Consider the following 25431-nt stretch of genomic DNA (forward strand, 5'->3'; position numbering starts at 1 on the left):
GGGGGGCGGCCTCAGCGCACTGGAGGGCAGGTCCGCCCGTACGCCTGGCACTTGGCCTCGAACTCCGGCGGAAGCCAGGTGCCGCCCAGGAGGCGGGGATGGGCGGGGAAGGCGGAATGCGCGGCCAGGACGAAGACCAACGACGCCCAGAAGCTGTGGAGTTGAACCGTCTGGGCCGAGCCGTTGTACATGTCCCGGAAGGAGCACTGGAAGACGTCGGGGGCGACGAGGTCCGCCGTGTCGAGTCCGCTCCAGCCGAGGTCGAGCCAGTTCTGCGGATGCCCGAAGTAGGCGCGCCGGTCGGTGACGGTGACCTCGCCCTGGCCGTCGGGCACCCAGCGCTCCTGGGCGTTGGCCGCGGCCTGCCGCCGCCGCGCCGCGTTGCCGAGCGCCGTGCCGACCAGGCTCCCGATCACGAACCCGGGCCGCCCCACGGCCAGCGTCGAGGTGTGCGTGTAGGAGCCGTCCCCGAGCCCCCGCCAGGTGGAACGGGCGGCGGGCCCCACCGCGAGCGACAGCTCCCCGGGAGCCAGGCGGGCCATGGACGGTATCGGCGTCCGGTCGGCGAGCTTGCCCGCCACAAGGTCCTCGACGACATGGCACGTATAGAGGAGGTGATCGTCCAACGGGGTCCAGGGAGTTGGCCCCCCGGCCTGCGGCCACTGCGTGTACGGCCCGCTGTTCACAATCCGCCCCCGTCCGGTCGTGCCACATCGACGACCGACATCGTAAGGACCCTCGGGCGGCAACGACACCGGGCCCCGGCGCAGTGCGGCGCCGGGGCCCGGAGGTCTTGCGGGAGAGCGGGGGTCAGACGAGCCGCTCGTACGCCGGAAGCGTCAGGAAGTCCGCGTAGTCGGCGTCCAGGGAGACCTGGAGGAGGAGGTCGTGGGCCTCCTGCCACTTGCCCGCCGCGAAGGCGTCGGCGCCGATCTCCTCGCGGATCTTGCCCAGTTCCTCGGCCGCGACCTTGCGCGCGAGGTCCGCCGTGGCGGTCTCGCCGTTCTCGAAGACGACGCCCGCGTTGATCCACTGCCAGATCTGGGAGCGGGAGATCTCCGCCGTCGCCGCGTCCTCCATGAGGTTGAAGATCGCGACGGCGCCGAGGCCGCGCAGCCACGCCTCGATGTAACGGATGCCGACCTGGACGGCGTTGACGAGACCGCCGTACGTGGGCTTCGCGTCCAGCGAGTCGATGGCGATCAGGTCGCCGGGGGCCACGGAGACGTCCTCGCGCAGGCGGTCCTTCTGGTTCGGCTTCTCGCCGAGGACCGCGTCGAAGGAGGCCATCGCGATCGGGACCAGGTCGGGGTGGGCGACCCAGGAGCCGTCGAAGCCGTCGCCGGCCTCGCGGTCCTTGTCGTTCTTGACCTTCTCGAAGGCGACCTTGTTGACCTCGGCGTCCTTGCGGGACGGGATGAAGGCCGCCATGCCGCCGATGGCGTGGGCGCCGCGCTTGTGGCAGGTGCGGACGAGGAGTTCGGTGTACGCCCGCATGAACGGGGCGGTCATCGTCACCAGGTTGCGGTCCGGCAGGACGAACTTCGAGCCGCCGTCACGGAAGTTCTTGACGATGGAGAAGAGGTAGTCCCAGCGGCCCGCGTTGAGGCCGGACGCGTGGTCGCGGAGCTCGTAGAGGATCTCCTCCATCTGGTGCGCGGCCGTGATCGTCTCGATGAGGACGGTGGCGCGGACCGTGCCCTGCGGGATGCCCACGTAGTCCTGCGCGAAGACGAAGATGTCGTTCCAGAGGCGGGCCTCCAGGTACGACTCCGTCTTCGGGAGGTAGAAGTACGGGCCCTTGCCGAGCTCGATGAGGCGCTTGGCGTTGTGGAAGAAGTAGAGGCCGAAGTCGACCAGGGCGCCGGGGACCGGACGGCCGTCGATCTGCAGGTGGCGCTCGTCGAGGTGCCAGCCGCGCGGGCGCATCACGACGGTGGCCAGCTGGTCGGCGTCCTTGAGGGCGTACGACTTGCCGGACTTCGGGTCGGTGAAGTCGATGCGGCGCTCGTAGGCGTCGGCGAGGTTGACCTGGCCGAGGACCACGTTCTCCCAGGTGGGTGCGGAGGCGTCCTCGAAGTCGGCGAGCCAGACCTTGGCGCCCGAGTTGAGGGCGTTGATGGTCATCTTGCGGTCGGTCGGGCCGGTGATCTCGACGCGGCGGTCGTTCAGCGCGGCCGGGGCCGGGGCGACCTTCCAGGAGTCGTCGGCGCGGATCGCGGCGGTCTCCGGCAGGAAGTCCAGGGACGAGGTGCGGGCGATCTCGGCGCGGCGCTCGGCGCGGCGGGTGAGGAGCTCGTCACGCCGGGGCGTGAACAGCCGGTGCAGCTCGGCCACGAAGGCGAGCGCCGCGTCGGTGAGGACCTCTTCCTGCCGGGGCAGGGGCTCTGCGTCGACGATGGCCAGCGGGGAGGGCGCTGGTGCGGACATGAGCTGTCACTTCCTTCAGCGAGCTACTTCACTACTTCTCTACGTCTACAAGCGTGCGCCGTGGCACTGGGTGCCCAGGGCTCCGAGCACCGTCGCAGGCGCTCTCGAAGCGGAAAGGCGCTTCTGAACAGTGGATACTAGTTTCCTCATAGTGGAAGTTCAATGGTTTGTTGACGTCGAGATTCTCTTCGTCGACAGAACATGGCGCTGAGTGCCATGCCGGTCACTCCATGTGGACCAGATCCGTCCGCGGCCCCGGGGCGGGTTCCCGGCTTCCCGTCGCTCAGACGAGGCGGCGCAAGTCGGCCTCCGTGTCGATGTCGTACGGCTGCGCGACGTCCCCGCACTCGACGAGCGTCACCGCGTCCGCCTTCTCCTTCAGATACGAGCGTGCGCCCTGATCGCCCACCGCGCTCGCCGCGATGCCCGCCCAGTGCGCGGACCCGAAGAGCACGGGGTGCCCGCGCCGCCCCTCGTACGCGGCGGCGGCGAGCGTCTCGGGCGAGCGGTAGGCGGCGCGGACGCGTGCCACCGCGTCCGCGCCGATGCCCGGCTGGTCGACGAGGACGACGAGGGCGGCGGCCACGCCGGTCCCGTCCGCCCCGGTCCCGTCCGCCCCGATCCCGTCCGCCCGGGTCCGGTCCGCCCCGGTCCTGTGCAGCGAGGCGAGCCCCGCGCGCAGCGAGGACCCCATGCCCTCGCCCCAGTCCGGGTTGTCGACCACGACGCATCCGGGCAGCGCGGCCCGCTCCCGTACGACATCACCGGCCGCTCCGAGCACCACGTGCACCCGCTCACAGCCGCCCGCCCGCAGCACGTCCACGGCGTGCTCCACGAGGAGGCGGCCGCGGTGTTCGAGGAGGGCCTTGGGTCGCCCGCCGAGCCGCCGCCCGCCACCGGCGGCGAGCAGCAGACCTGCCGTGACGGGACGGGGCGAATCCGGTGTACTCGTCATGGCTCCTGGATACCGCAATGCCCCCCGAATCCCACAGGAAAGTGAGGCGTCGGATTCCGGCCACCGAAGTGGCGCCGCCCGTCTCCCGTGGCGTTTACTGGCCCGCGGCCCCCCGGCGTTTGACCAGCGCCTTCCGGCGGCCAACCTGAACTGGCAAGAGATCTGGCACGGGACCTCACCAGAGGTCCGACACGGGATTCACAGGAATCACGGGAATCACGACGGCATCGCACAACGGAGTGCGAGGGGGAGAGCTGTGTTGCGCGGTGTGGGACGGCGGACAGTGGCGGACACCGGTACGGACCCCAGAGTGGCGGAGCTGCGCACCGCCGTGGCCCGGCTGCGCCGTGAACTGGCCGCGCATCCCGCCGAGTTCCCCGACCGGGCGATCGCCGAGGACGAGCTGGCCGCGCTCGCCGCGATGGCCGCGGGCGGCCTCCCCGAGGTCCCGCGCCTGCGCCGCTCCCTCCTTCTGGTCGCCGCGGCGATCGGCTCGGTGAGCGCCCTGACGGCCGCGCTGGGCGGGGTGCGGGCCGCCGTCGACCTCTTCGGCGAGCCCCCTCGCTAGCGCCGCCGCTTGCCCTCCCGGCAGTCCCGCCCGCCCCTGCAGTTGCCCAAATAGTCCGCCTGAACGAACGATTCACGCCACCCAGTGCGGGTGGCCGTCCTCCCGTACCGTCGCGGGCAGCCCGCCCGCGAGCGCGGCCGCGAGCCGTCGCACCCCCTCCTCGCCGACCTCGGCGCGCGCCGTGAAGGGGATCCGGAGCCGGTGCTCGTGCGTGCCGGGGTCGGCCCCGAACCGGGCCCCGCTCTCGATCCGTACGCCATGGGCGAGCGCGGCCTGCGCGAGCGCCGACGCGACCGGCTGCCCCAGGTCCACCCAGAGTGAGAGCCCGCCGGCCGGCAGCCGCCAGCGCCACTCCGGCAGATGGTGCGTGAGCGCGGCGGCCAGGGAGTCGCGCTGGTCCCGCAGCAGCGGCAGGCGCTGACGCAGCACCTCGTCCGTGCGCTCCAGCAGATGCAGCGCGATCAACTGCTCGATGACGGGCGTCGCCATGTCGGAGGGCACGCGCGCGGTCGCCAGCTCGGTGATCAGCCGCGACCCGGCCCGCACCCACCCCACCCGCAGCCCGCCCCAGTGCGTCTTGCTCAACCCGCCCACGGTGACGATCTGTTCGGCCGCCCCGTGCGGCGCGTGCGCGGCGAAGGGCGCGGGCGGCGGCACGTCGAGCGCGATGTCCGAGATGGTCTCGTCGACGACCAGCCAGGTGCCGGTGGCCCGCGCGGTCCCGATCACCTTCCGGCGCTGGTCCTCCGGCATCAGGGCGCCCGTCGGATTCTGGAAGTCCGGCACGAGATACGCCATGCGCGGCGCCGCCTGCCGCAGCGTGGACTCCACCAGGTCGGTGTCCCACCCCTCGGTGGTCACCGGCACCGGCGTGGCCCGCAGCCCCTGACGGCGCATGGCGTCCAGGGCATTCGGATACGACGGGTTCTCGACGAGAACCCGGTCGCCGGCACGCCCGAGAAGGGAGAGCGTGAGGGACAGGGCGTGCTGCGCGCCCGTGGTCACCAGCACCTGATCCGGAAGGGTCGGCAACCCCCTCCTCGTGAACCGCTCGGCGATCGCGGCCCGCAACTCCGGCAGCCCGTAAGGGTGGTAGCCCGGGGTCGGGGCGTGCTGGGCCAGCTGCTCCCCGGCCGCGGCGAACGCGTCGGCGAGCTCGGCGCGGGGCGCTCCGGGGGCCGCCGAGGCCAGCTCGATCATCCCGTCACCGACCGGGAAGGCGGCCAGATTGGCGGGCCTGCTCCCCTCGGGCAGCTCGGTCCAGGTCCCCGCCCCGCGCCGGCTGCGCGCGAACCCGCCCTCGCGCAACACGTCATAGGCGGCGGTGACGGTGGCCCGGCTCACCCCGAGCGCGACCGCGAACTCCCGCTCGGCGGGCAGCCGCGTGTGCAGCGGAATGCGCCCGTCGAGCAGCAGCGTCCGCACGCCCTGCGCGAGCGCGCGATAGCCCGGGTGCTCCCCGCCCGCGGCGGTGACGAGCCCCGCCAGCTGCCTGCTGCCGAGCCGCCTGTCCACGGAGTGGACCACTCGTGCCTCTGCCATGCCAACTCCCGCGTATTGGCCCTGCCATCCAGGCCAATGAGAGTACAGAGTCGGGTGCGTTGGCACGGAAAGGGGAGGCAGTAGTGCGTACGGAGAGCACGGAGACGGGGAGAACGGAGAGGGAGACCGAGGGAACGGGCCGCGTCGTCGTCGGAGTGACCGGCTCGCTCGCGAGCCTCGCGGCGCTGCGGGCGGCCGCGGCGGAGGCCAGGAACAGCGGCCGTCCCCTGCTCGCGGTCCTGGCCTGGGAACCCCCGGAGGGTGAGGCCCTGTACCTGCGCAACCCCGACAAGGAGTGGGCCGAGTACTGGAGGCGCGAGGCGCGGACCCGCCTCGACCGCGCCTTCGAGGAGGTCTTCGGGGGCACGCCGAGGGGCGTCGAGGTGGCGCGCTGGGTGGTGCGGGGGCGTCCGGCGGCGGCGTTGTGCGGGACGGCGTCGCGGCCGGACGACCTGCTGGTGCTTGGCTCCCGTGCGAGCGCGCGGAGTTGGGGCGGCCGGGTGAGGGGCCCGGCGCGGGGGCGGGTGCTGCGGAGGGTGCTGCGGCGGGCGGGGTGCGGGGTGCTGGTGGTGCGGGCGCCCGCGCTGCCGAGGGGGCTGGGGCGGGCCTTGCGGAGGGTTTCGGTGGAGGACTTCGCGGCGGTGGGGTGAGGTGTCCGGGCCACCGGTGAGGGCTGGGGCCTCTTCGCGCCGCGGAGGGGCGGCGGCTGGGCCTTGGACCACCACTCCATCTCGCCGGACTGCAGACCGCGGAGCCCCCCGTCGGCGATCCGTTCCGGCGGACGGTTCCGTCAGATCGGGTAGGCCGTATGGATGTTGCCGTTGCGGATGACGACCTCGACCCTGTTCGTCGGGTTGCCGCTGCCGTTGAGGCCCACGGTGCCGCCTTCCCACTCGAACTGGTGGATGTGGGAGTCGTCGCCCATGCGCGCCCGGGGGTTGGGCATGGCCGGAGTGCCCTGGATGCCTTCGCGGAGCCGGTTGCTGAGGGCGAAGTTGTCGCCGTCCCAGAGGAAGTCGTCGCTGAACTCGCCCGGGATGTTGGGTTCTTCGCCGTAGGGAGCGGTGTCGCGGGCGCGTTCCTGGGCGCCGGGTCCGTGCTGGCCCTCGATGTGGGTCTCACGGTCCTGGGTGAGGCCATGGTTGCCGTCGCAGCTCGGGGCGAGGCCCCAGGGGTCGGTCCAGCGCAGGGGGTTGAGGACGTAGGCGTGGTGGTTGGGGGCGGGGGCGAGGCCGAGCGGGTCGGGGGAGAGGTAGCGGGCGTTGGCCGGGTCGTAGTAGCGGCGGAAGTTGTAGTGCAGGCCGGTCTCGGGATCGCGGTACTGGCCGGGGAAGCGGAGCGGGCAGTCGGCGCCGGTGCCGTCGTGGGGGACGGCCGCGGGTGTGCCCCACAGGGTGGTGCGGGCGCGCCACGCCACCCGGCCGTCCTCGTCGACCAGTTCGGTGGGCGTGCCGACCAGGTCGGTGACGATGGCGTAGAACCGGCGGTCGACCTCGGACTGGTCGAGCCGGTCCGTCTCGCCCGCCCTGCCTTCGAGTTGGACCAGGGCGCGGTTGGTGTTCGGTGCCCACTCCCAGCTCGTCGTCGCCCCGTCGCCCGTGCTCCGCTGCTCCGCGAGGCGCGTGCCGTCCCAGGTGAACGTGGTCTCCTCGGCCACGGTGCCGTCGTCGGCGAGGAGGCGTTTGGCGACGCGGCGCCCCAAACCGTCGTACGCGTACGTCCAGTGGGCGCCGTCCGGCGTCGTGACGGCCGTCAGGCGGTCCTCCGAGTCCCAGGCGTACGTCCACACGCGGGCGCCGCCCGACAGGAGTTTGCGGGTCTGGCGGACGACGCGGCCCTGCGTGTCGTGGAGGTAGGTGATGTGGCCCGACCTGCGGACCAGCGTGCCGTCGTAGACACGCTCGCCCTGCGGGGACGGGGTGTCCTGGAGATCGCGGGACGCGTGGCGTCCCTCGGGTCCCTCGTGCCCGTCGCCACCCGGCGTCGTGGCGCTGCTCACGTTGCCCGACGCGTCATAGGCGTACCGCTCCGACCAGCCCGCCGCGGTGACCGTCTCGACGCGGCCGGCGCGGTCGTGGGTGAAGCCGCGCCTGCCGAACGTCTGGTCGTCGATGGCGGTCAGGCCGCCGTCCTGCCCGTAGGTGTAGGTGCGCCGGAGCACGGGATCCGCGCCCGAGGGCGCCGATGTGAGCGTCTGCCCGGTCAGCCGGTGGCCCGCGTCCCACTCCTGCGTCAGGACCGTCGAGCCGCCGATGTGGCGCTCCGTCTCGTGCCCCGACACGCCGTAGGCGAAGGCGAGTTCATGCTCCGCGACCCGCATGCCGACAGGCCGGTTGTTGGCGTCCCACTCCCACTCGGTGACCGTGCCCGCGGGGGTGCGGCGGACCACGCGCCTGCCGAGGGCGTCATAAGTGCTGTGCAGCGTCCGGCCGTTGCACTCCTCGGTGACGACGCGCCCGGACAGATCGCGGGTGAGGGTGAGCGTCGTACCGGGCGCGTCGGCGCGGACCAGATGGCCCGCGGCGTCGTACGCGAAGGTGGTGACCGTTTCGCCCGAGCGCCGCTCGACCACGCGGCCACAGGCGTCACGCAGGTAGGTCGTCACGTCTCCCGCGCCGTTGACGCGCTCCGTGAGGTGGCCCGCCGCGTCATAGGTGTACGCCAGGGTGCGGCCGTTGAAGTCGGTCTCCCGGACCAGTCGGCCGGCCGCGTCGTAGAGGTATGTCCACACGGCGTCCGCCGCGTTCGTCACCGCCGTGAGGCGCAGCTCGGTGTCGTAGGTGAAGCGGACCGTGGAGCCGTCCGCCTCGGTGCGCCAGGCGGGGCGGTCGAAGTGCGTGATCCCGTAGCTGACGTCGCGGCCGTCGGGGCCGGTGTACCGCACGACATTGCCCTCGGCGTCGTACGTCCACCGCTCGCCGGTGCCGTCCGGCAGGTGCCGTTCCGCCGTCCGGCCCTCGACGGTCCAGGTGGTGCGGGTGACGGCTCCCGTGGTGTCGGTGAGTTCGACGACGCGGCCGAAGGCGTCCCGCCTCACGCTGGTCCTATCGCCCAAGGGGGCGGTGTTGACCAGGGGCAGACCGGTGGCGTCGGGCTCGACGCGGTGGGTCGCGCCGAGGGCGTTCGTGACGCTGGTGAGCCCGCCGGACGCGTCGTAGGTGAAGGCGGTGAGGGCGCCTGCCGGGTCGATGGTCCCGGTGGGACGGCCCTGCTCGTCGTAGGCGTGGCGACGGGTGCCGCCGGTCGGCAACGTGGTCACGACGGGGCGGTCCCAGGCGTCGTACTCGGCGGTCGTGACCGAGCCGTCGGGGCGGGTGATGCGGAGGAGATTGCCGCGCTCGTCGTAATCGAAGCGGGCGGTGTGGCCGAGCGGGTCGGTGCGGGAGAGCAGCCGGTTGCGCGCGTCCCACTCGGCGTGCGTGGTGTGGCCGAGTGGGTCGGTCTGGGCGATGAGCTGCAGGCGTTCGTTGTGCCGGTAGGCCGTGGTGTGGCCCAGCGAGTCGGTGTAGTGCGTCGTACGGGCGTCCGTGTCGTACGCGACGGTGCACGACAGGTGCCCCTCGGCGCCCTCACCCCGGACACAGCGGTCCTGGTCGTCGTAGGTGAAGCGGTACCAGTAGTCGTTGCGGTCGGTCCAGGACGTGATGCGCGCCCGGTCGTCGTACGTCAACTTCAGCGGCAGCCCGGAGGAGTTGACGATCTCTGTGAGATTGCCGTCGGCGTATCCGTAGCGGATGAGGGTGGTGCCGCCTGGGCCGGCGGCGGGGTCGCGCAGCCGCAGCCCCGTCACACGGCCGTCCGCGGTGTCGACGTGCAGATGGCGGCCCGCCGAGTCGCGGACGGCGGTCGGCGTGCCGTGCCGGTCCCGGTCGAATTCGACGCGACGGCCGTTGCGGTCGCTGATCGCGGCGAGCGGCAGGGTGAACGCCTCGTCGGCGCGGGTGGGTCTGCCGAGCGGGGCGAAGTGGCGCACGTGTCGGGTCTCGGGGTCGGTGATCCGGATGGGGGCGCCAGGGGCGCCGTCCCAGTCGAGCGGCCAGGCGGGACCTTCGTGGGGCAGCACGGAGGTACCGGGCGCGGGGACCGGGTAACTGAGGATCATGCCGTCCTCGGTCGCGAACAGGGCGCCCTCGTGGTCGAGTTCGAGGCGTTCGTCGAGCGTGGAGGCCCAGGACGGGCCGAACCAGCGGCCCTGTGTGTAGCTCGACAGGTGGGTGCGGCGCAGGACCAGCGGGAGCAGGCCCGGGAGGTCGACGTCGGTCTCCTCCATGATCATCTCGCCGGAGACCATGTCGATCGGGTCGCCGTTCTTGCAGCGGCTCTTGGCCGGCTTGCTGGTCGCCACGTCGTCGGCCTCGCGCCGCAGGCCGCTCTTGAGCCCCTTGGTCAGACCTTTGAGACCGCCATTGCGGAGGCCCTTGAGGCCCTTGGCGAGTTTGCCGACGGAGGTGATGCCCTTGCCGCCGGGTATGCAGTCGAGCGCGGCGAACGCCACGTCGAGGAGGCTTGCTTGTCCCTTGGCGTATTTGTTGAGGGTGTCGGCGAGGACGACGAGTGCGGCGACGACGACGATGGCGGCGAGGATGGGCCCGCCGATGATCATCGCGATGACGCCGACCACGGCGACGACGACCTTGCAGACGGCGACGATGGTGTCCCAGTTGTCGGAGACCCAGTCGCCGACCTCCTCCCACCACTTGCGGTTGTGGATGCCCGCGTCGGAGGCGTCGTCGACCTTCTTCTTCGCGACGCCCGCGGCGTCCTCGCGCATCTTGCGCGCGTCCTCGGCCATCTTCTTGGCGGCATCCAGGGCGCTCTGCGCGTTGGAGACGTCGGTCTTGGCGTCGGACTGGGCCTTCTCGGCGGCGTGGGCGTTGCGGGTGGCGGCCTTGACCTTGTCCTCGTCCGGCTTGGGGACGTCTCCCTTGCCCCCGCCGTCCTTGTCCTTGTACTTGTCGGCTTCTTTCCCGGCGCGGTCGACCCAGGAGTCGGCGGAGGACAGCTTGGACTTGGCGTCGGTCAAGTCCCCTTGAGCCTCACGGCCCTTCGCCAGGGCCTTGTCGGCGAGGGCCTGCGCGCGCTCCAGCTTGGGCCAGTAGTCCGCGAGCGCGTCACCGGCCATCTCGTAGCTCTTCTTGAGCTTCTTCAGCTTGCCCGGGGCGTCCTCGAACTCGGCCGTGAAGGACTCGGCGGTCTTGCCCGCCCAGGACAGGATCGCGTCCTCGCCCGCCATCCCCTTGATGTCACGGAGCACATCGGACACATCGTCGGCGAAGTCGTGCAGGTTCTTGGCGAGTTGACGAACCCGCTGCGGATCACCCGGAGTCGGGTCTTTGTCCAGATCCAGGACATGCCAGTCCGCCGGCCTGTGATTCACGTTCGCCCCCGTTGCACGCGCTTTGTCCATACGCGTTCAATACGCGCACACTCCAGGGAAGTTACTGGCTTCTCCCCACCAGGCGAAACCTCTAAGCCGAAGGGGGCTCGTAGACTCCCGGCGTGAACGATGACCAGGTGACCCTGCCCGACCCCGCGGAGCTGCGGCGGATGGCCGCGACCCGACCCGAGCAGCTGCGCGGGCTCGCCGCCGAACTGGCCAAGGGGCGGCGGCCCGCGGCGTTGGAGCCGCTCTTCGCCGAGCCGCCGCAGAGCCTCGCCGACCCCGGGGTGGAGCTCCGGGCGTGTGTGCTGGGGGAGTTGGCGCTGATGGGCGGCGGGTCGTCGGTCGGGCGGTCCGCTGTTCTGGATGCCTATGCCGTGCGGCTCGGCGAGCTGGGGCATCCGCTGGCCTGGCTGCCGGGGGCGCGGCTCGACGTCGAGCACCGGTTCGGGGTGCGGGTGCGCGGGGCGCTGCCCGTCAAGACGGCGGACCAGTTGCGGGCGCGGTTTCCCGAGGTGCCAGGGACGGGCCGCGGGGCCGTGGCGGGGGCGGCGGCGCGGGAGATCCAGGACGCGGAGCGGACCAGGGCGGCGGGCGAGGCGTTCGTCGCCGGAGGCTGGGCCCGGGTGCCCGAGGCACGGTTCTTCGAGCTGGCGGAGCCGGTGACGGCCGACGACTTCGGGCTGTCCCTCCTCACTGCGCTGCCCCTGGACTGCCTGGCGGGGGAGGGGCGGCGCGCGGGCCGGGACGCCGCGTGCCGGACGGCCGTCGACGACGTGGCCAACACGCTGTACGCGGCCGCCGCCAACGGGGGCGTCAACGGCCTTCCCCAGTACGGCGCCTACTCCCGTCTGTACGCGTGGCGCGGCCTGTACGCCCTGCTCGGCGAGGCCGCGGGGCCCGCGGGGACGCCACCCATGGAGGCGGTCCTGCGGGCGGCCGAGCACCGCTGGCTGCGCTTCGTGGTGTACAGCGACTGGTTCCAGCACGATACGGCGGACGTGGGGTTCGCGGTGCTGGATCCGGGGGGCAGGCGGGTCGCGGTGCTTGCTGCGACGGATACGGGTACGGACTGACTAGCCCCAGCGGATCAGCCCGCGTTCCACCGCCGCGGCCACCGCACCCGTCCGCGAGTCCACGCCCAACTTCGCGTAGATGTGCACCAGATGGGACTTCACCGTCGCCTGGCTCAGGAACAGTTCCTTGCTGATCTGCTGGTTGGAGAGGCCGGCGCGGACGAGGTGGAGGACTTCGAGTTCGCGGCGGCTCAGGGCCTCGGCGGGGGCCCGCATGCGGTCCATCAGGCGGTGGGCGATCGCGGGGGCGAGGGCGGAGCGGCCCGAGGCCGCCGTGCGTACCGCCGCGGCCAGTTCCTCGGGCGGGGCGTCCTTGAGGAGGTAGCCCGCCGCGCCCGCCTCGACCGCCGCCAGGATGTCCGCGTCGGTGTCGTACGTGGTGAGGACGAGCACCCGCGGCGCGCCCTCGCGCGCGGTGATCGCCGCCGTGGCCTCGGAGCCGTGCATCCCGGCGCCGAACTGGAGGTCCATGAGCACGACGTCCACGTCGCCGTCGGCGGCCCGTTCCGCCGCGGCCTCGGCGGTGGCGGCCTCCGCGACGATCGTGAAGTCCGGCTCGGCGTCGAGGACGGCGCGCAGGCCCGCGCGGACCACGGGGTGGTCGTCGGCGAGGAGCAGACGGATCGTTCCGGCCGGGCGGCCGGTCATGCGGAGCGCTCCAGGGGGCGAGCCGGGGCCGGGTGGACCGGGCGGGCGGGCAGCGGCAGGGACATCGCCACGGCGGTGCCCTGTCCGGCGGCGGACTCGACGGTGAACGTGCCGCCGAGGGACTCGGCGCGCGAGCGCATCGCGGGCAGCCCGAACCCGCCCTCCGGCACCCCGGGTACGCGCTCCGCCCCCGGGTCGGACGGATCGAAGCCCCGTCCGTCGTCCACCACGTCCAGCGTCACCGAGGCGTCCATGAACGTGAGCGTGATCTCCGCGCGCTCGGCCTCCGCGTGCCGCACCGTGTTGGCGAGCGCGGACTGGGCGACGCGGAGCAGGGCCACCTCGTACGGGGTCGGGAGCTCGGTCGGGGTGCCGCTCACCGTGCACCGGACCCGGGGCGTGGTGCTGGACTCGCACAGCCGCCGCAGCGCCCCGGCGAGCGAGTCGTGCGCGAGGTCGGGCGGGGTGAGGGCGCGGACGAAGCGGCGGGCCTCGGCGAGGTTGTCCTGCGCGGCGGTGCGGGCCTGCTCGATGTGCGGGGCCGCGGGGGAGCCGGAGGGCAGCGCGCGCTGGGCCGCCCGCAGGAGGAGCTGGATCGAGGAGAGGCCCTGCGCCAGGGTGTCGTGGATCTCGCGGGCCAGGCGCTCGCGCTCGGCGAGGGTGCCCGCGGTGCGCTCGGCGGCGGCGAGCTCGGCGCGGGTGGCGATGAGCTCGTCGATGAGCTCGCGGCGGCGTTCGCTCTCGCGGTACAGCGCCTCGTAGCCGAGGACGACGGCGACGGCGACGGCCCCTCCGAGCACGGGGCCTATGAAGGAGCCCGGTGTGACCTCCGCGCCGTGCAGCAGGAAGCTCGCGATCGCGGCGGCAGCTGTCGCCGCCACGGCGGGCAGCCCCCAGCGCAGCGGCAGCAGGTGCAGCTGGAGGAAGTAGAGGGGGAAGGCGAGCCAGAGCCCGTCGGGCGAGAGGGCGAGCAGCGCCAGCCACGTCGCGCCGAGTGCCGCGAGCCAGAGGGCCGCGGTGCGTTGTGTCTGTCCGACGGAGGGCCGGGCGGCGCCCGCGGCGTAGACGGCGCCCATGACCGCGGCCGCGGTGACGACGGCCGCCGGCCGCGCTGCGTCGCCGGTCAGCGCCCGCACCACCACGAGGCACAGCAGCCCGACGAGCAGGGCGTGCAACGAGAGGCGCAGGGCGCGGGCCACGGGGGTGTGCTGTGCGGGCTTCATGGTCACCTCCAGCGTAAGCGGGCCCCGCCGCCGAAGGCCCGGACACCCGTGAGCCCAAAGACCCGAAGGCCCCGCCCCATACGCAGAGCCCCCTCCACCGTAAGCCGGTCCCTCCCCACCCCCGTCAACCAAAAGTTTGAAGCCCGCCTCCCTCCTTCGATTCGGGTGAAGCGTGCCGTGGCGCGATGCCCGTGCGGGGCCCCGGCACGCAGGGTGGGGGCCATGTTCGTCGCATGGAGAGACCTGCGGTTCGCCAAGGGGCGGTTCGTCCTGATGGGAACCGTCGTCGTGCTGATCACCCTGCTCGTCGGCCTGCTGTCGGGGCTCACCGCGGGGCTCGCCCGCGAGAACACCTCGGCGATCACGGGCCTGCCCGCGGACCACCTCGCGTTCGCCGCGCCGCCGGGCGGCCAGTCCGTCTCCTTCACCAACTCCCAGGTCGAGCGGCGCGCCTGGGCGCAGTGGGCAGGGCAGCCCGGCGTGCGCTCGGCGGAGCCCATCGGGATCAGCACCCTGAACGCCACGGCGGGGGATCGGGCCACTGAGGGGGACCGGACCACTGCCGGAGACGGGAGCCGTTCCGCCGCCGTGTCCGCCTTCGGCGTCGAGCCGGACTCGGGGATCGCGCCCCGGGGGATCGGACCGGGGCGGCTCGTGCTCTCCGAGAAGGCGGCGGACGAGCTCGGGGTCCGGGTCGGCGACATGGTGCGGCTCGGCGGCGGCGCGGTCGAAGGGCGCGTCGCACGCATCGCGGGCACCGCCTCGTACAGCCACACGCCCGTCGTCTGGACCGCGCTCGACGACTGGCAGCGGCTCGGCCACCGCGGCACGGACCGGGGCGACCAGGCGACCGTCATCGCCCTGCGCACGGACGACAGCGACGGGGGCATCGACCTCGCGGCGGGCGACAAGGCCGCCGGGACCGAGACGAAGTCCCTGGACGGCGCGCTCACCGCCATCGGCTCCTACCAGGCCGAGAACGGCTCGCTCCAGCTGATGCGTGGCTTCCTCTTCGTCATCTCCGCGCTGGTGATAGGGGCGTTCTTCACGGTGTGGACGATCCAGCGCGCGGGGGACATCGCCGTCCTCAAGGCGCTGGGGGCCTCCACCCCGTATCTGCTGCGGGACGCTCTCGGGCAGGCGCTGGTCATGCTCGCCGCCGGTACGGCCGCGGGCACCGGGATCGCGGTCGCGGTCGGCGGCCTGATCAGCGGCGGCGACGTGCCCTTCGTCCTGGATCCCCCGACCGTCCTGTGGCCCGCCGCCGTGATGATCGCCCTCGGCGCGCTGGGCGCCGGGCTCTCCGTGCGCCGGATCACCGCCGTCGACCCCCTGACCGCGCTGGGAAGCGCCCGATGACCCGTACAGCCACCACCGCTCTCACCGCCCCGGGAAGTGCCCGATGAGCCTCGCCCTCGAAGACATCACGCTGACCTACCCCGACGGCGACGGCCGGCTCACCGCTCTCGACGCCGTGAGCCTGGACGTCCCGGCCGGGACCCTCACCGCCGTCGTCGGCCCCTCCGGCTCCGGCAAGTCCAGCCTCCTCGCGGTCGCCGCGACGCTGGTCACGCCGGACCGGGGGCGGGTCCGCGTCGACGGTACGGAGACGGGGGCGCTGTCCCGTTCCGAGCGGGCCGAGCTGCGGCGGCGCCGGATGGGCATCGTGTTCCAGCAGCCGAACCTGCTGGCCTCGCTCACGGCGGTCGAGCAGCTCCAGCTGATGGCGCACCTGGACGGGCGCCGCCCCCGCGAAGTCCGTTCCCGGGCGCGGGAGCTGCTCGCCGCGGTGGGACTCGCGGACCAGGCGCACCGCAGGCCGCACCAGCTCTCCGGCGGCCAGCGCCAGCGGATCGGCATCGCGCGGGCGCTGATGAACGAGCCCGCGGTGCTCCTGGTCGACGAGCCCACGAGCGCGCTCGACCACGAGCGGGGCGCGGCGGTCATGGAGCTGCTGGCCCGCCTGACGCGGGAGCGGGAGACGGCGACGGTCCTCGTCACCCATGACCGGGCGCGGCTGGCGGTGGCGGACGAGGTGGTGGAGCTGGTGGACGGCCGGGTGCGGGCGCCCCACAGGCCGTCCGCCGTCTGAGGACGCGGCCGAGGAAGAGGCCATTCAGGCCGGTACGGGGGGTCTGGGGGCGGAGCCCCCAGAAGAAGAGGGCGCCCGACTCAGGCCCCGGTCCCCGAGCTGGCGAGGGCCACCGACAGTTCCGCCGCCACCTGCTGAAGGATGGGCACGATCTTGTCCGTGGCCGCCTCGGTCACACGCCCTGCCGGACCCGAGATCGAAATGGCCGCGGAGGTCGGCGAGTTGGGGACCGATACCGCGAGGCAGCGCACGCCGATCTCCTGTTCGTTGTCGTCGACCGCGTACCCGGTCCTGCGGACGTCCTCAAGGGCGTCGAGGAAGCCCTCGGGCGTCGTGATCGTCTTCTCGGTGGCCGCGGGCATCCCGGTGCGGGCCAGGAGCGCGCGCACCTCCTCCGGCGGGGTGTGCGCGAGCAGCGCCTTGCCCACGCCCGTGGAGTGGGGCAGGACACGGCGGCCCACCTCGGTGAACATCCGCATCGAGTGCTTGGAGGGCACCTGCGCCACGTACACGATCTCGTCGCCGTCGAGGAGCGCCATGTTCGCCGTCTCGCCGGTCTCCTCGACCAGGCGGGCCAGGTAGGGGCGGGCCCAGGTGCCGAGCAGGCGGGACGCGGACTCGCCGAGGCGGATCAGGCGGGGGCCGAGCGAGTAGCGGCGGTTGGGCTGCTGGCGCACATAGCCGCAGGCGACCAGGGTGCGCATCAGGCGGTGGATCGTCGGAAGGGGCAGGCCGCTGCTCGCGGAGAGCTCGCTGAGGCCGACCTCGCCCCCGGCGTCGGCCATCCGCTCGAGCAGGTCGAAGGCGCGCTCAAGGGACTGGACGCCGCCGCTCGCGGGGGCGGACTTGGCGGCGTTCGCAGTCGAGGCGTCGTTCGCAGTCGAAGCGTCGCTGGCGTGAGACGTCGGCACGGCGCGTTCCTTTCGGGACTGGCAGGCACACCCTTGGAGCTGGCAGGCAAGCCGAGGTGCTGGCAGGCAAGGCAGCAGCCTACCCGCCCGTTTTCCAAGGGGGCGCTGGAGCGTCGCGGGGTCTTGGCCGGTCAGGGGGCCTTTGTCCGTGTCTCCACGCACGCGTCCCCACGCCGCTGCCCGGTCCCGTTGTACGGAGCTACGTTCTGGCTGTCGGAATTCTAATTCCACTTTGTGGAAACGTCCAGGCCCTTGACGGTTCAGGTCCGAGCGTGAAAACTCCTTCAACAGAACGTTGAATTCCGTTAAGCGGAACCAAAAGGTCTGTGTAGCGGAACAGAAGAAACGCAGAACGCAGAGAGAAACACACAGGAGAGGGGTCGGGCGTGGCCGACGAGGGAGCCGTGGGAACCGTAGAGCTGGTGCTGCGCTCGACGCGCGTCATCACCCCCGAGGGGACGCGCGCCGCCTCGGTCACCGTATCCGCCGGGAAGATCACGGCAGTTGAGGCGTACGACGCCCCGGTGCCGGACGGCGCCCGCCTGGAGGACTTCGGCGACGACGTCCTGCTGCCCGGAATCGTCGACACCCACGTCCACGTGAACGACCCGGGCCGCACCGAGTGGGAGGGCTTCTGGACCGCCACCCGCGCCGCGGCCGTCGGCGGCATCACGACCCTCGTCGACATGCCCCTCAACTCCCTGCCGCCGACCACGACGGTCGACAACCTCCGTACGAAGCAGGACGTCGCGCGCAGCAAGGCGCACATCGACGTCGGCTTCTGGGGCGGCGCCCTGCCGGACAACGTCCGCGACCTCAAGCCCCTGCACGACGCCGGGGTCTACGGCTTCAAGTGCTTCCTGTCGCCCTCGGGCGTGGATGAGTTCCCGCACCTGAACGGGGACCAGCTCACCGCCTCCATGGCCGAGATCGCGGGCTTCGGCGGCCTGCTCATCGTGCACGCCGAGGACCCGCACGAGCTGGACGTCGCCCCGCACCACAGCGGCCCCAAGTACGACGACTACCTCGCGACCCGTCCCCGTATCTCCGAGGACGTAGCGATCAAGGGCCTCATCGACACCGCCAAGCGGATCGGCGCCCGCGTCCACGTCCTGCACCTCTCCTCCTCGGACGCGCTGCCGCTGATCGCCGCGGCGAAGGCCGAGGGCGTCAAGCTGACCGTCGAGACATGCCCGCACTACCTCACCCTGACCGCCGAGGAAGTCCCGGACGGTGCCAGCGAGTTCAAGTGCTGCCCGCCCATCCGCGAGGCCGCCAACCAGGACCTGCTGTGGGAGGCGCTCGCCGACGGCACGATCGACTGCATCGTCACCGACCACTCCCCGTCGACCGCCGACCTCAAGACCGACGACTTCGCGACCGCGTGGGGCGGCATCTCCGGCCTCCAGCTCAGCCTGTCCGCCGTCTGGACGGAGGCGCGCAAGCGCGGTCACTCCCTGGAGGACGTGGTGCGCTGGATGTCCGAGCGCACCTCCGCCCTCGTCGGCCTCGACCAGAAGGGCGCCATCGAGGCCGGCCGCGACGCCGACATCGCGGTCCTCGCGCCCGAAGAGACCTTCACCGTCGACGCGGCCGAGCTGCAGCACCGCAACAAGGTCACGGCGTACGCGGGCAAGACCCTGCACGGCGTCGTGAAGTCCACGTGGCTGCGCGGTCGGCGCATTCAGCACAACGGCGAGCTCACCGAGCCCACCGGCCGCCTTCTCGAAAGGAAGAACTGACACCGTGACCGGGTCCATACCTTCGTTCACCGGCAACGCGAACCCGTACACCCCGGGCACCGAGCCGTACGCGGACTACCGCACCGCCGACTTCCCCTTCACCCAGTACGCCAACCTCGCCGACCGCCAGCTCGGCGCGGGCGTCATCGCCGCCAACGACGAGTTCTTCGCCCAGCGCGAGAACCTCCTCGTCCCCGAGCCCGCCGAGTTCGACCCCGAGCACTTCGGCCACAAGGGCAAGGTCATGGACGGCTGGGAGACCCGCCGCCGCCGCGGCGTCTCCGCCGAGCAGCCCTGGCCGACCGCCGAGGACCACGACTGGGCGCTCGTCCGCCTCGGCGCCCCCGGCGTCATCCGCGGCGTCGTCGTCGACACCGCCCACTTCCGCGGCAACATGCCGCAGGCGGTCTCGGTCGAGGCGGCCAGCGTCGAGGGCGCCCCGACCCCGGAGGAACTCCTCTCCGACGACGTCAAGTGGACGACGATCGTTCCCCGTACGCCCGTCGGCGGCCACGCCGCCAACGGCTTCGAGGTGACGGCCGAGCAGCGCTTCACGCACCTGCGCGTCAACCAGCACCCCGACGGCGGCATCGCCCGCCTGCGCGTCTACGGCGAGGTCGTGCCCGACCCCAAGTGGCTCGCCGCGCTCGGCTCGTTCGACGTGGTCGCCCTGGAGAACGGCGGCCAGGTCCTGGACGCCTCCAACCGCTTCTACTCCTCCCCGGTCAACACCATCAACCCGGGCCGCTCCCGCAAGATGGACGACGGCTGGGAGACCGCGCGCCGCCGCGACAACGGCAACGACTGGATCAACTACCAGCTCGTCGCCGAGTCCTCGATCCGCGCGATCGAGATCGACACGGCGTACCTGAAGGGCAACTCGGCCGGCTGGGCCTCGCTCTCCATCAAGTCGAGCGAGGACGCGGAGTGGCAGGAGTTCCTGCCCCGCACCCGCCTGCAGCCCGACACGAACCACCGTTTCGTCCTGGACACCCCCGCGGTCGGCACCCACGTCCGCATCGACATCTTCCCGGACGGCGGCTTCTCCCGCCTGCGCCTCTTCGGCTCCCTGACGGAGACCGGCACGGCCAGGCTGGCGGCCCGCCACCAGGAGCTGGGCGGCTGACGACACCCGCCCTTGGGGCACACCGGGAGGACAGCCCCGGTGTGCCCCATTTTCCTTTGTCAGTACTCCAGTTGCTGCATGTGCGCGAGCACGTACCTGAGCGGTTCCGGCGAGATCGGGAGCTTGGTGCCGAAGGGCTGGTCCAGGGAGCTGATCAGGAACAGGCCGAAGGAGAGGATCGCGGCCAGGAAGGTGAGCAGGACGCGGTGCAGGCGTCTGCTCTTCATCGAGTAAAGACAGGTCAGCGTCATCGTCACGGCCGCGCCCGCGTACAGCAGGAACACGATCACCGTAGGGATCGACTCGGTGGCGGTGAGCAGCCGCATACGGCGGTTGTCGCCGACCTCGTTGAGGCGCGTGAGTGACTGCGAGTACAGGGACGAGGACCGGTCGGCGGGCGGCATCTCCGTGTAGACGTGCCAGAGTTCGACCAGGCTGGCGTCCGCGCGCACGCTGGAGCGGCCCTCGGCGAGCAGCGCCCACTCCTCGTCGACGGTGAGTCTCATGTACGTACGGGAGGCGTCCTGCACCTCCCGCTGGACGGGCAGCGAGAAGCCGCGGGACATCCGTTCCAAGTCGGCCACCGCGTTGGCCTCGCGGGCCACGATCGCCTGGGTGTCGGCGTAGTTGTGCCAGACCACGGAGATCGTGAAGGAGAGGAGCAGGGCGTAGGCGCCGCCGATCGTGCCGAGCGCGGCGCTGATGATGGTGTTGTCCACGGAGCGCTTGTCGTCGGCGGGGAAGAGGCGCCCCGTCGCGAACAGGGTGAGGTGCGCGAGGGCGACCGCGAGGCCCACCGCGAACAGTCCCTGGAACCAGAGGGGCACGTCAACCACCCTTGGGGGTCGGGGAGTCGGGTCCGTTCGGCGGTGGTGCCTGCCAGCTGTGGCCCCAGCGGGTGTGGAGCGAGGACACCAGGTCCTCCCAGTGCCGCCTGGTCTGGAAGATGCTGTACGGCATGGGGTGGATCAGAGCCTCGGAGGCCCACACGACGGTGACCTGGCCGTCGGGGCGGATCTGGCCGATACGGGCGGTCTTCCAGGTGTGGAGGTTGTGCTCGTCGACGTAGACCTGTCCTTCGGGGGCGTCGTACGACTGGCCGGGCACCGCCTTGAGGACGGCCTCCGCGTCGGCCGACCCGGCTTCGCGGACGGCCTGCGCCCACAGGTGGACGCTCGTGTAGGCGGCCTCCATCGGGTCGGCGATCGCCCGGTGCGCCCCGTAGCGCTTCTTGAAGGCGGCCACGAAGCGGCGGTTGGCGGGGTTGTCGAGGCTCTGGAAGTAGTTGAGGGCGATGTAGTCGCCCGCCATGGTGCGGGCGTTGAGCGACTGGAGCTCCACCTCGCCGAACACCAGGTTGAGGACGGGGACGGTGCGCGGTGTGATCCCGGCGGCGCGGAGCTCCTTGAAGAAGGGGATGTTGCTGTCCCCGACCATGGTGCTGACGACGACGTCCGGCTTGGCCACGGTGATGGCGCGGACCGTGCCGGCGGTGTCGGACGAGCCGAGCGGAACGTAGCGCTCGCCGAGCACCTTCCCGCCGAGGTAGGCGATCTGGGCCTTGAGGACGGCGTTCGTGGCGCGGGGGTAGATGTAGTCGGAGCCGACGAGGAAGACCTTGCGGCCGCGGTTCTCCAGGAACCACTTCACGCCGGGGATGCTCGACTGGTTCGGGGCGGCCCCGGTGTAGACCACGTTCGGGGAGGACTCGATCCCCTCGTAGAAGGTGGGATAGAAGAGCACGCCGCGGTGCTTCTCGAAGACCGGCACGACCTGTTTGCGGCTGGCCGAGGTGTAGCAGCCGAAGACCGCGCTGACCCGGTCTCCGGTGAGCAGCCGTTCGGCTCCGGCGCCGAAGGCGGGCCAGTCGGAGCGGCCGTCCACGATGACCGGCTGCACCCTGCGGCCCAACAGGCCGCCCTGTTGGTTGAGTTCGTCGATGGCCAGCAGCGTCGCGTCGTTGATGGGCCGCTCGGCGATGGCCACGCTGCCGGTCAGCGAGTGGAGCACCCCCACCTTGATCGGGTCGTCCGCCCGCGCCTGCTGTGGCCGGTGCGCCCACAGCAGCGCGCAGGCCGCGAGCGCCACGACGAGAGCACCGGCCGCCACGGTGGCGTACGTCCGTCGCGTGGGCCAGTGCACGTGCTGTGCCTCTCCGAGGGGGCGGGGGGACCGTGACGTTCTCTCACACCGGACCCCCCGGTTCACGGCCCGCCGGGCACGGCGGCCACGGGTCCACCCGCGCGGAGCCATCGGCCGGTGACCGCATCAGCCGACCTGCCGTTTTTCTCACCGAAGCGTCGCCTGGGCGCCTCGTGGTTCACCCTGACGTGTCGGCGCGCAGGGACCTTTCTGCCGAGGCCCGGCCTAGCCTCCTGCCCATGGTCCCGGCCGCACACTCAGGTGCCCTCGCCGCACTGCTCAGTTCCGATTCGCCCCCGGCTTCCGTACTCCCCGCCGCCCTGCGCGAGCGCGTCTCGCGCTTTCACGAGGAGCGTGTGCGCGGCGCGTGGGGCGGCGGGATCATCACGCGTGGCAGGGCGCCCGGTCCGGACTCCGTCCTGCTCACCAGCAACGACTATCTGGCGCTCGCCGCCGACCCGCGCATCGCCAAGTCGATGGGCGACTGCCTCGCCGATGTCGGCACCGGCGTCCTCGCCTCCGGCGTGCTGCTCCACGGCGACCACCCTCAACTCCTGCTGGAGCAGGGCCTCGCCGCGCATCTGGGCATGCCCGCCGGGATTCTGTGCCAGTCGGGCTGGGACGCCAACCTCGGGCTGCTGCAGTCCGTCGCCGACCGCACCACCCCCGTCTACATCGACCTGCTCGCCCACATGTCGCTGTGGCAGGGCGCACGCGATGCGGGGGCGCCCGTGTACGGGTTCCGGCACAACGACCCCGCACACCTGCGGCGGAAGACCGCCGAGCACGGGCCCGGAGTGATCTGCGTCGACTCGGTCTACAGCTCCAACGGCAGCCTCTGCCCGCTCGGGGAGATCTGCGACGTCGCCGAGGAGAGCGGCTCCGTCCTCGTCGTCGACGAGTCCCACTCCCTGGGCACCCACGGCGCACACGGCGAGGGTCTGACGGCCGGGCTGGGTCTCGCCCACCGGGTGCACTTCCAGGTCGCCAGTCTGTCCAAGGCTTTCGCAGGCCGGGCCGGGTTCGTGGCCTGCTGCGACCCGGAGTTCGTGGACTACTTCCGCTTTGAGTCGTACCCGGCGATCTTCAGCTCCACCCTGCTCCCGCACGACGTGGCCGGGCTCGCCACCGCCCTGGAGGCCGTCCGTACCGACGACTGGCGGCGCGCCCGGCTGCGCGAGATCTCCACGCGCGTACGCGACGAGATCGGCGGGCTCGGCTACGACCTGCAGAGTTCCGACAGCCAGATCGTCTCCCTGCAGACCGGCCCCGACCGCGGCGGCATCCAGGTCCGCGACCTCCTGGAGGAGCGCGGCGTCTTCGGCTCGATGTTCTTCGCCCCGGCCGTCCCCAACAACCGCACCCTCGTGCGCTTCTCGCTGCATGCCGCGCTCACCGACGACGACGTCACCCGGCTCGTCGACGCCTGCCGCGACATCCGTGACACCTACGCCACCATCTGGCCCAGGGGCCTGACGGCGTAGCTCCGCCCCGCCGACCAGGACCATCACCTTACGGAGCCCTCATGAGATCCCGCATGCCCCTGACCGCTGCCGCGCTCGGCCTCGCCGCCGCCGTGTGCCTCCCCCTGAACGCGGGAGCCGCCCCGGCCGCTGTCCCGGCCGCCGCCCCCGCTCCCGCGCACCTGACCATCGGCATCAAGTACGACCAGCCCGGACTCGCGGTGCACCGTCCGGGCAGGACGCCCGAGGGCTTCGACGTGGACGTGGCCACGTACATCGCCAAGTCCCTCGGGGTCACGCCGGACCACATCACGTGGCAGCAGGCCCCGTCCGACCGCCGCGAGGAGATGATCGAGAGCGGCGCCGTCGACTTCGCGGTCGCCAGCTACTCGATCACCGCCGAGCGCAAGCAGCGCGTCACCTTCGCCGGGCCGTACCTCACCACCGGCCAGGACCTGCTGGTGCGCTCCGGCACCCGCGGCATCACCGGGCCCGACTCCCTCAACGGCCGCACGGTGTGCACCGCCACCGGCTCCACCTCGGCGGCGAAGATCAAGCGGGACTTCGCCGCGAAGACACGCCTGATCAGCCGCGAGACCTACTCGGCGTGCGTCGACGCCCTGCTTCGCCACAAGGCGGACGCGGTCACCACAGACGACATCATCCTCGCCGGATACGCCGCCCAGCACCCGGGCAAGCTGCGCGTGGTCGGTCACCGCTTCACCCGCGAGCGCTACGGCGTCGGCCTGAAGAAGGGCGACGCCGCCCTCCAGCAGAGGATCACGACCGCGATCCAGCAGATGATCAAGGACGGCAGCTGGCGCCGCTCCCTCAAGCGGCACGTGCCCGCCGGGTACGAACTGCCCGCACCGCCACCGGTGTTCAACGCCCCGGACACCCCCGTCGGCACACCGTCGTCCGGCAGCGCCGACCCCGCCCTGGTCCAGGCCACCCACCGGCTGATCGACGGTGCCAACGCCGAGAAGTGGGACGAGGTCGACGCCCTCATCTGCGACCGCATCAAGGGCGACGTGGACAAGCTCGTCTCCGAGTTCACCCCCGCCTACGACCCGAACCTGGGCCCCTGGAAGAAGAAGGTGCGCTTCCGCAACACCATCGTCGGGATCGCCCAGACCAGCCCCACCAGCGCCACGATGCTGGTCCACGAGTCGTTCACGGGCGTGCCCGCCAAGTACCGCAACTACGTCAAGGACATCGACTACAACGGCACCATGACGAAGACCAAGGACGGCTGGAAGCTGTGCGCCCTGTCCGCGGACTTCCAGGAAGGCTGAGCGTCCGTTTCCCGGTTCAGCGGGGCGAGGGTCCGCCGGGCTTGGTGGCGCGGACGACGGCGGAGTGCATGCCGTCGGCCACGGAGTGGGTCGGGGTGAGTTCGATGTCCGTGAACCCGGCCGCCGCGAGGCCGTCGCGGTATTCGGCGAACGACAGGGCGCCCGCGATGCAGCCGACGTAGTCCCCGCGCTCGGCCCGCTGGGCGGGGGCGAGTTCGTCGTCGGCGACGACGTCCGAGACGCCGATGCGGCCGCCGGGCGCCAGGACGCGGAACATCTCGGCGAAGACCGCGGACTTGTCGGTGGACAAATTGATCACGCAGTTGGAGATGACGACGTCGATCGTGTGCGCGGGCAGCGGGATCGCCTCGATGGTGCCCTTGAGGAACTCGACGTTCGTGGCGCCCGCCTTCTTCTGGTTGGCGAGGGCGAGCTGGAGCATTTCCTCGGTCATGTCGAGGCCGTACGCCTTGCCGGTCGGGCCGACCCGGCGGGCCGAGAGCAGGACGTCGATGCCGCCGCCGGAGCCGAGGTCCAGGACGCGCTCGCCTTCGTGGAGGTCGGCGACGGCGGTCGGGTTGCCGCAGCCCAGGGAGGCGGCGACCGCCTCGACGGGCAGGGCGTCCCGCTCGTCGGCCGCGTAGAGGGTCGAGCCGAAGTTGTCGTCGACCTCGATGGCCTGGGGGCCGCAACAGGCGGTGCCGCCCTCGGAGACCTGGACGGCGGCTGCGGCGTAGCGCTCGCGGACGGTCTCGCGCAGGGCGGTCTTGCGCAGGGCGGTCTTGCGCAGGTCAGTGGACTGTTCGCTCATGGAGTGCCTCCTGGATGGGGCGGGCCG

19 protein-coding genes and 1 pseudogene are annotated in these 25431 nt (G+C 72.0%); 9 read left to right on the plus strand and 11 right to left on the minus strand.

All coding sequences use genetic code 11. The features are described from left to right. Positions 1-11: 11 nt before the first annotated feature. From ACQB60_RS29020 to ACQB60_RS29030, 3 genes are all read right to left on the minus strand, one after another. On the minus strand, positions 12-626 hold the full coding sequence (locus ACQB60_RS29020; RefSeq protein ID WP_496929045.1) for a hypothetical protein: 615 nt from the start codon (positions 624-626) through the stop codon (positions 12-14). Between the two features lie 184 nt (positions 627-810). Next, the gene (gene aceB, locus ACQB60_RS29025; RefSeq protein WP_496929046.1) at positions 811-2430 is read right to left on the minus strand and encodes a malate synthase A; all 1620 of its coding nucleotides are present in this window, start codon (positions 2428-2430) and stop codon (positions 811-813) included. 283 nt (positions 2431-2713) lie between these two features. Further along, the gene (locus tag ACQB60_RS29030) at positions 2714-3385 is read right to left on the minus strand and encodes a nucleotidyltransferase family protein (protein ID WP_496929047.1); all 672 of its coding nucleotides are present in this window, start codon (positions 3383-3385) and stop codon (positions 2714-2716) included. A 256-nt stretch (positions 3386-3641) separates the two neighbouring features. Here ACQB60_RS29030 and ACQB60_RS29035 point away from each other — a divergent pair, with 256 nt between their 5' ends. Then, a complete protein-coding gene (locus ACQB60_RS29035) occupies positions 3642-3953 on the plus strand; it encodes a DUF5955 family protein (RefSeq protein ID WP_496929048.1) in 312 nt (103 codons plus the stop codon). 72 nt (positions 3954-4025) lie between these two features. Here ACQB60_RS29035 and yczR read toward each other — a convergent pair whose 3' ends face one another. Further along, positions 4026-5495: a MocR-like transcription factor YczR gene (gene yczR / locus ACQB60_RS29040; protein WP_496929049.1), complete on the minus strand. Its 1470-nt coding sequence runs from the start codon at positions 5493-5495 to the stop codon at positions 4026-4028. A gap of 83 nt (positions 5496-5578) precedes the next feature. Between yczR and ACQB60_RS29045 the strand changes: the two genes are divergently transcribed. Continuing rightward, positions 5579-6145 (plus strand): universal stress protein, encoded by a 567-nt coding sequence (locus tag ACQB60_RS29045; protein ID WP_496929050.1) that lies wholly within the window; start codon positions 5579-5581, stop codon positions 6143-6145. A gap of 140 nt (positions 6146-6285) precedes the next feature. Here ACQB60_RS29045 and ACQB60_RS29050 read toward each other — a convergent pair whose 3' ends face one another. Then, positions 6286-10872 carry a DUF6531 domain-containing protein gene (locus tag ACQB60_RS29050; RefSeq protein WP_496929051.1) on the minus strand — a complete coding sequence of 1529 codons (4587 nt, stop codon included), beginning with the start codon at positions 10870-10872 and terminating at the stop codon, positions 6286-6288. Positions 10873-10994: 122 nt separating this feature from the next. On the opposite strand from ACQB60_RS29050, the gene ACQB60_RS29055 reads away from it, so the two are divergent. Then, on the plus strand, positions 10995-11951 hold the full coding sequence (locus ACQB60_RS29055; RefSeq protein WP_496929052.1) for a DUF6183 family protein: 957 nt from the start codon (positions 10995-10997) through the stop codon (positions 11949-11951). Here ACQB60_RS29055 and ACQB60_RS29060 read toward each other — a convergent pair whose 3' ends face one another. Beyond that, complete coding sequence (locus ACQB60_RS29060; RefSeq protein ID WP_496929053.1) at positions 11952-12599, minus strand: response regulator; 648 nt, start codon at positions 12597-12599, stop codon at positions 11952-11954. Continuing rightward, a complete protein-coding gene (locus ACQB60_RS29065; protein ID WP_496929054.1) occupies positions 12596-13822 on the minus strand; it encodes a sensor histidine kinase in 1227 nt (408 codons plus the stop codon). Before ACQB60_RS29065 ends, ACQB60_RS29060 begins: the two co-directional genes overlap by 4 nt. Positions 13823-14044: 222 nt before the next feature. Here ACQB60_RS29065 and ACQB60_RS29070 point away from each other — a divergent pair, with 222 nt between their 5' ends. Both ACQB60_RS29070 and ACQB60_RS29075 read left to right on the plus strand, forming a co-directional pair. Next, positions 14045-15181 carry an ABC transporter permease gene (locus ACQB60_RS29070; protein WP_496929055.1) on the plus strand — a complete coding sequence of 379 codons (1137 nt, stop codon included), beginning with the start codon at positions 14045-14047 and terminating at the stop codon, positions 15179-15181. A gap of 43 nt (positions 15182-15224) precedes the next feature. Next, positions 15225-15914, plus strand: coding sequence for an ABC transporter ATP-binding protein (locus tag ACQB60_RS29075; RefSeq protein WP_496929056.1), 690 nt, complete (start codon positions 15225-15227; stop codon positions 15912-15914). A gap of 80 nt (positions 15915-15994) precedes the next feature. On the opposite strand, the gene ACQB60_RS29080 is transcribed toward ACQB60_RS29075, so the two are convergent. Beyond that, complete coding sequence (locus ACQB60_RS29080) at positions 15995-16825, minus strand: IclR family transcriptional regulator (protein ID WP_496929057.1); 831 nt, start codon at positions 16823-16825, stop codon at positions 15995-15997. Between the two features lie 404 nt (positions 16826-17229). Between ACQB60_RS29080 and allB the strand changes: the two genes are divergently transcribed. Together allB and alc are read left to right on the plus strand one after the other, a co-directional pair. After that, positions 17230-18567 carry an allantoinase AllB gene (gene allB, locus ACQB60_RS29085; RefSeq protein ID WP_496929058.1) on the plus strand — a complete coding sequence of 446 codons (1338 nt, stop codon included), beginning with the start codon at positions 17230-17232 and terminating at the stop codon, positions 18565-18567. 4 nt (positions 18568-18571) lie between these two features. Beyond that, positions 18572-19693: an allantoicase gene (gene alc, locus ACQB60_RS29090; RefSeq protein ID WP_496929059.1), complete on the plus strand. Its 1122-nt coding sequence runs from the start codon at positions 18572-18574 to the stop codon at positions 19691-19693. A 59-nt stretch (positions 19694-19752) separates the two neighbouring features. Here the strand turns inward: alc and ACQB60_RS29095 are convergent, their stop codons facing one another. Next, positions 19753-20520 (minus strand): bestrophin-like domain, encoded by a 768-nt coding sequence (locus tag ACQB60_RS29095; RefSeq protein ID WP_496929060.1) that lies wholly within the window; start codon positions 20518-20520, stop codon positions 19753-19755. Position 20521: 1 nt separating this feature from the next. Further along, positions 20522-21835 (minus strand): urea ABC transporter substrate-binding protein, encoded by a 1314-nt coding sequence (locus tag ACQB60_RS29100; RefSeq protein WP_496929061.1) that lies wholly within the window; start codon positions 21833-21835, stop codon positions 20522-20524. Between the two features lie 239 nt (positions 21836-22074). Between ACQB60_RS29100 and cqsA the strand changes: the two genes are divergently transcribed. Together cqsA and ACQB60_RS29110 are read left to right on the plus strand one after the other, a co-directional pair. Further along, on the plus strand, positions 22075-23319 hold the full coding sequence (cqsA, locus tag ACQB60_RS29105) for an alpha-hydroxyketone-type quorum-sensing autoinducer synthase (protein ID WP_496929062.1): 1245 nt from the start codon (positions 22075-22077) through the stop codon (positions 23317-23319). A 41-nt stretch (positions 23320-23360) separates the two neighbouring features. Then, positions 23361-24179 (plus strand): annotated as a pseudogene (locus tag ACQB60_RS29110) (glutamate ABC transporter substrate-binding protein); the annotation flags it as partial. Positions 24180-24609: 430 nt separating this feature from the next. Here ACQB60_RS29110 and arsM read toward each other — a convergent pair. Beyond that, complete coding sequence (gene arsM / locus ACQB60_RS29115) at positions 24610-25404, minus strand: arsenite methyltransferase (protein ID WP_496929063.1); 795 nt, start codon at positions 25402-25404, stop codon at positions 24610-24612. Positions 25405-25431 lie beyond the last annotated feature (27 nt).

Origin of the sequence: Streptomyces odontotermitis, from assembly GCF_050510915.1 — a bacterium.
Lineage (GTDB): Bacteria > Actinomycetota > Actinomycetes > Streptomycetales > Streptomycetaceae > Streptomyces.

Bases quoted from the DNA above. Each gene is read 5' to 3' on its own strand.
- aceB (WP_496929046.1), bottom strand. From the start codon at position 2,430: ATGTCCGCACCAGCGCCCTCCCCGCTGGCCATCGTCGACGCAGAGCCC.
- ACQB60_RS29030 (WP_496929047.1), bottom strand. From the start codon at position 3,385: ATGACGAGTACACCGGATTCGCCCCGTCCCGTCACGGCAGGTCTGCTG.
- yczR (WP_496929049.1), bottom strand. From the start codon at position 5,495: ATGGCAGAGGCACGAGTGGTCCACTCCGTGGACAGGCGGCTCGGCAGC.
- ACQB60_RS29060 (WP_496929053.1), bottom strand. From the start codon at position 12,599: ATGACCGGCCGCCCGGCCGGAACGATCCGTCTGCTCCTCGCCGACGAC.
- ACQB60_RS29065 (WP_496929054.1), bottom strand. From the start codon at position 13,822: ATGAAGCCCGCACAGCACACCCCCGTGGCCCGCGCCCTGCGCCTCTCG.
- ACQB60_RS29070 (WP_496929055.1), top strand. From the start codon at position 14,045: ATGTTCGTCGCATGGAGAGACCTGCGGTTCGCCAAGGGGCGGTTCGTC.
- ACQB60_RS29075 (WP_496929056.1), top strand. From the start codon at position 15,225: ATGAGCCTCGCCCTCGAAGACATCACGCTGACCTACCCCGACGGCGAC.
- cqsA (WP_496929062.1), top strand. From the start codon at position 22,075: ATGGTCCCGGCCGCACACTCAGGTGCCCTCGCCGCACTGCTCAGTTCC.
- arsM (WP_496929063.1), bottom strand. From the start codon at position 25,404: ATGAGCGAACAGTCCACTGACCTGCGCAAGACCGCCCTGCGCAAGACC.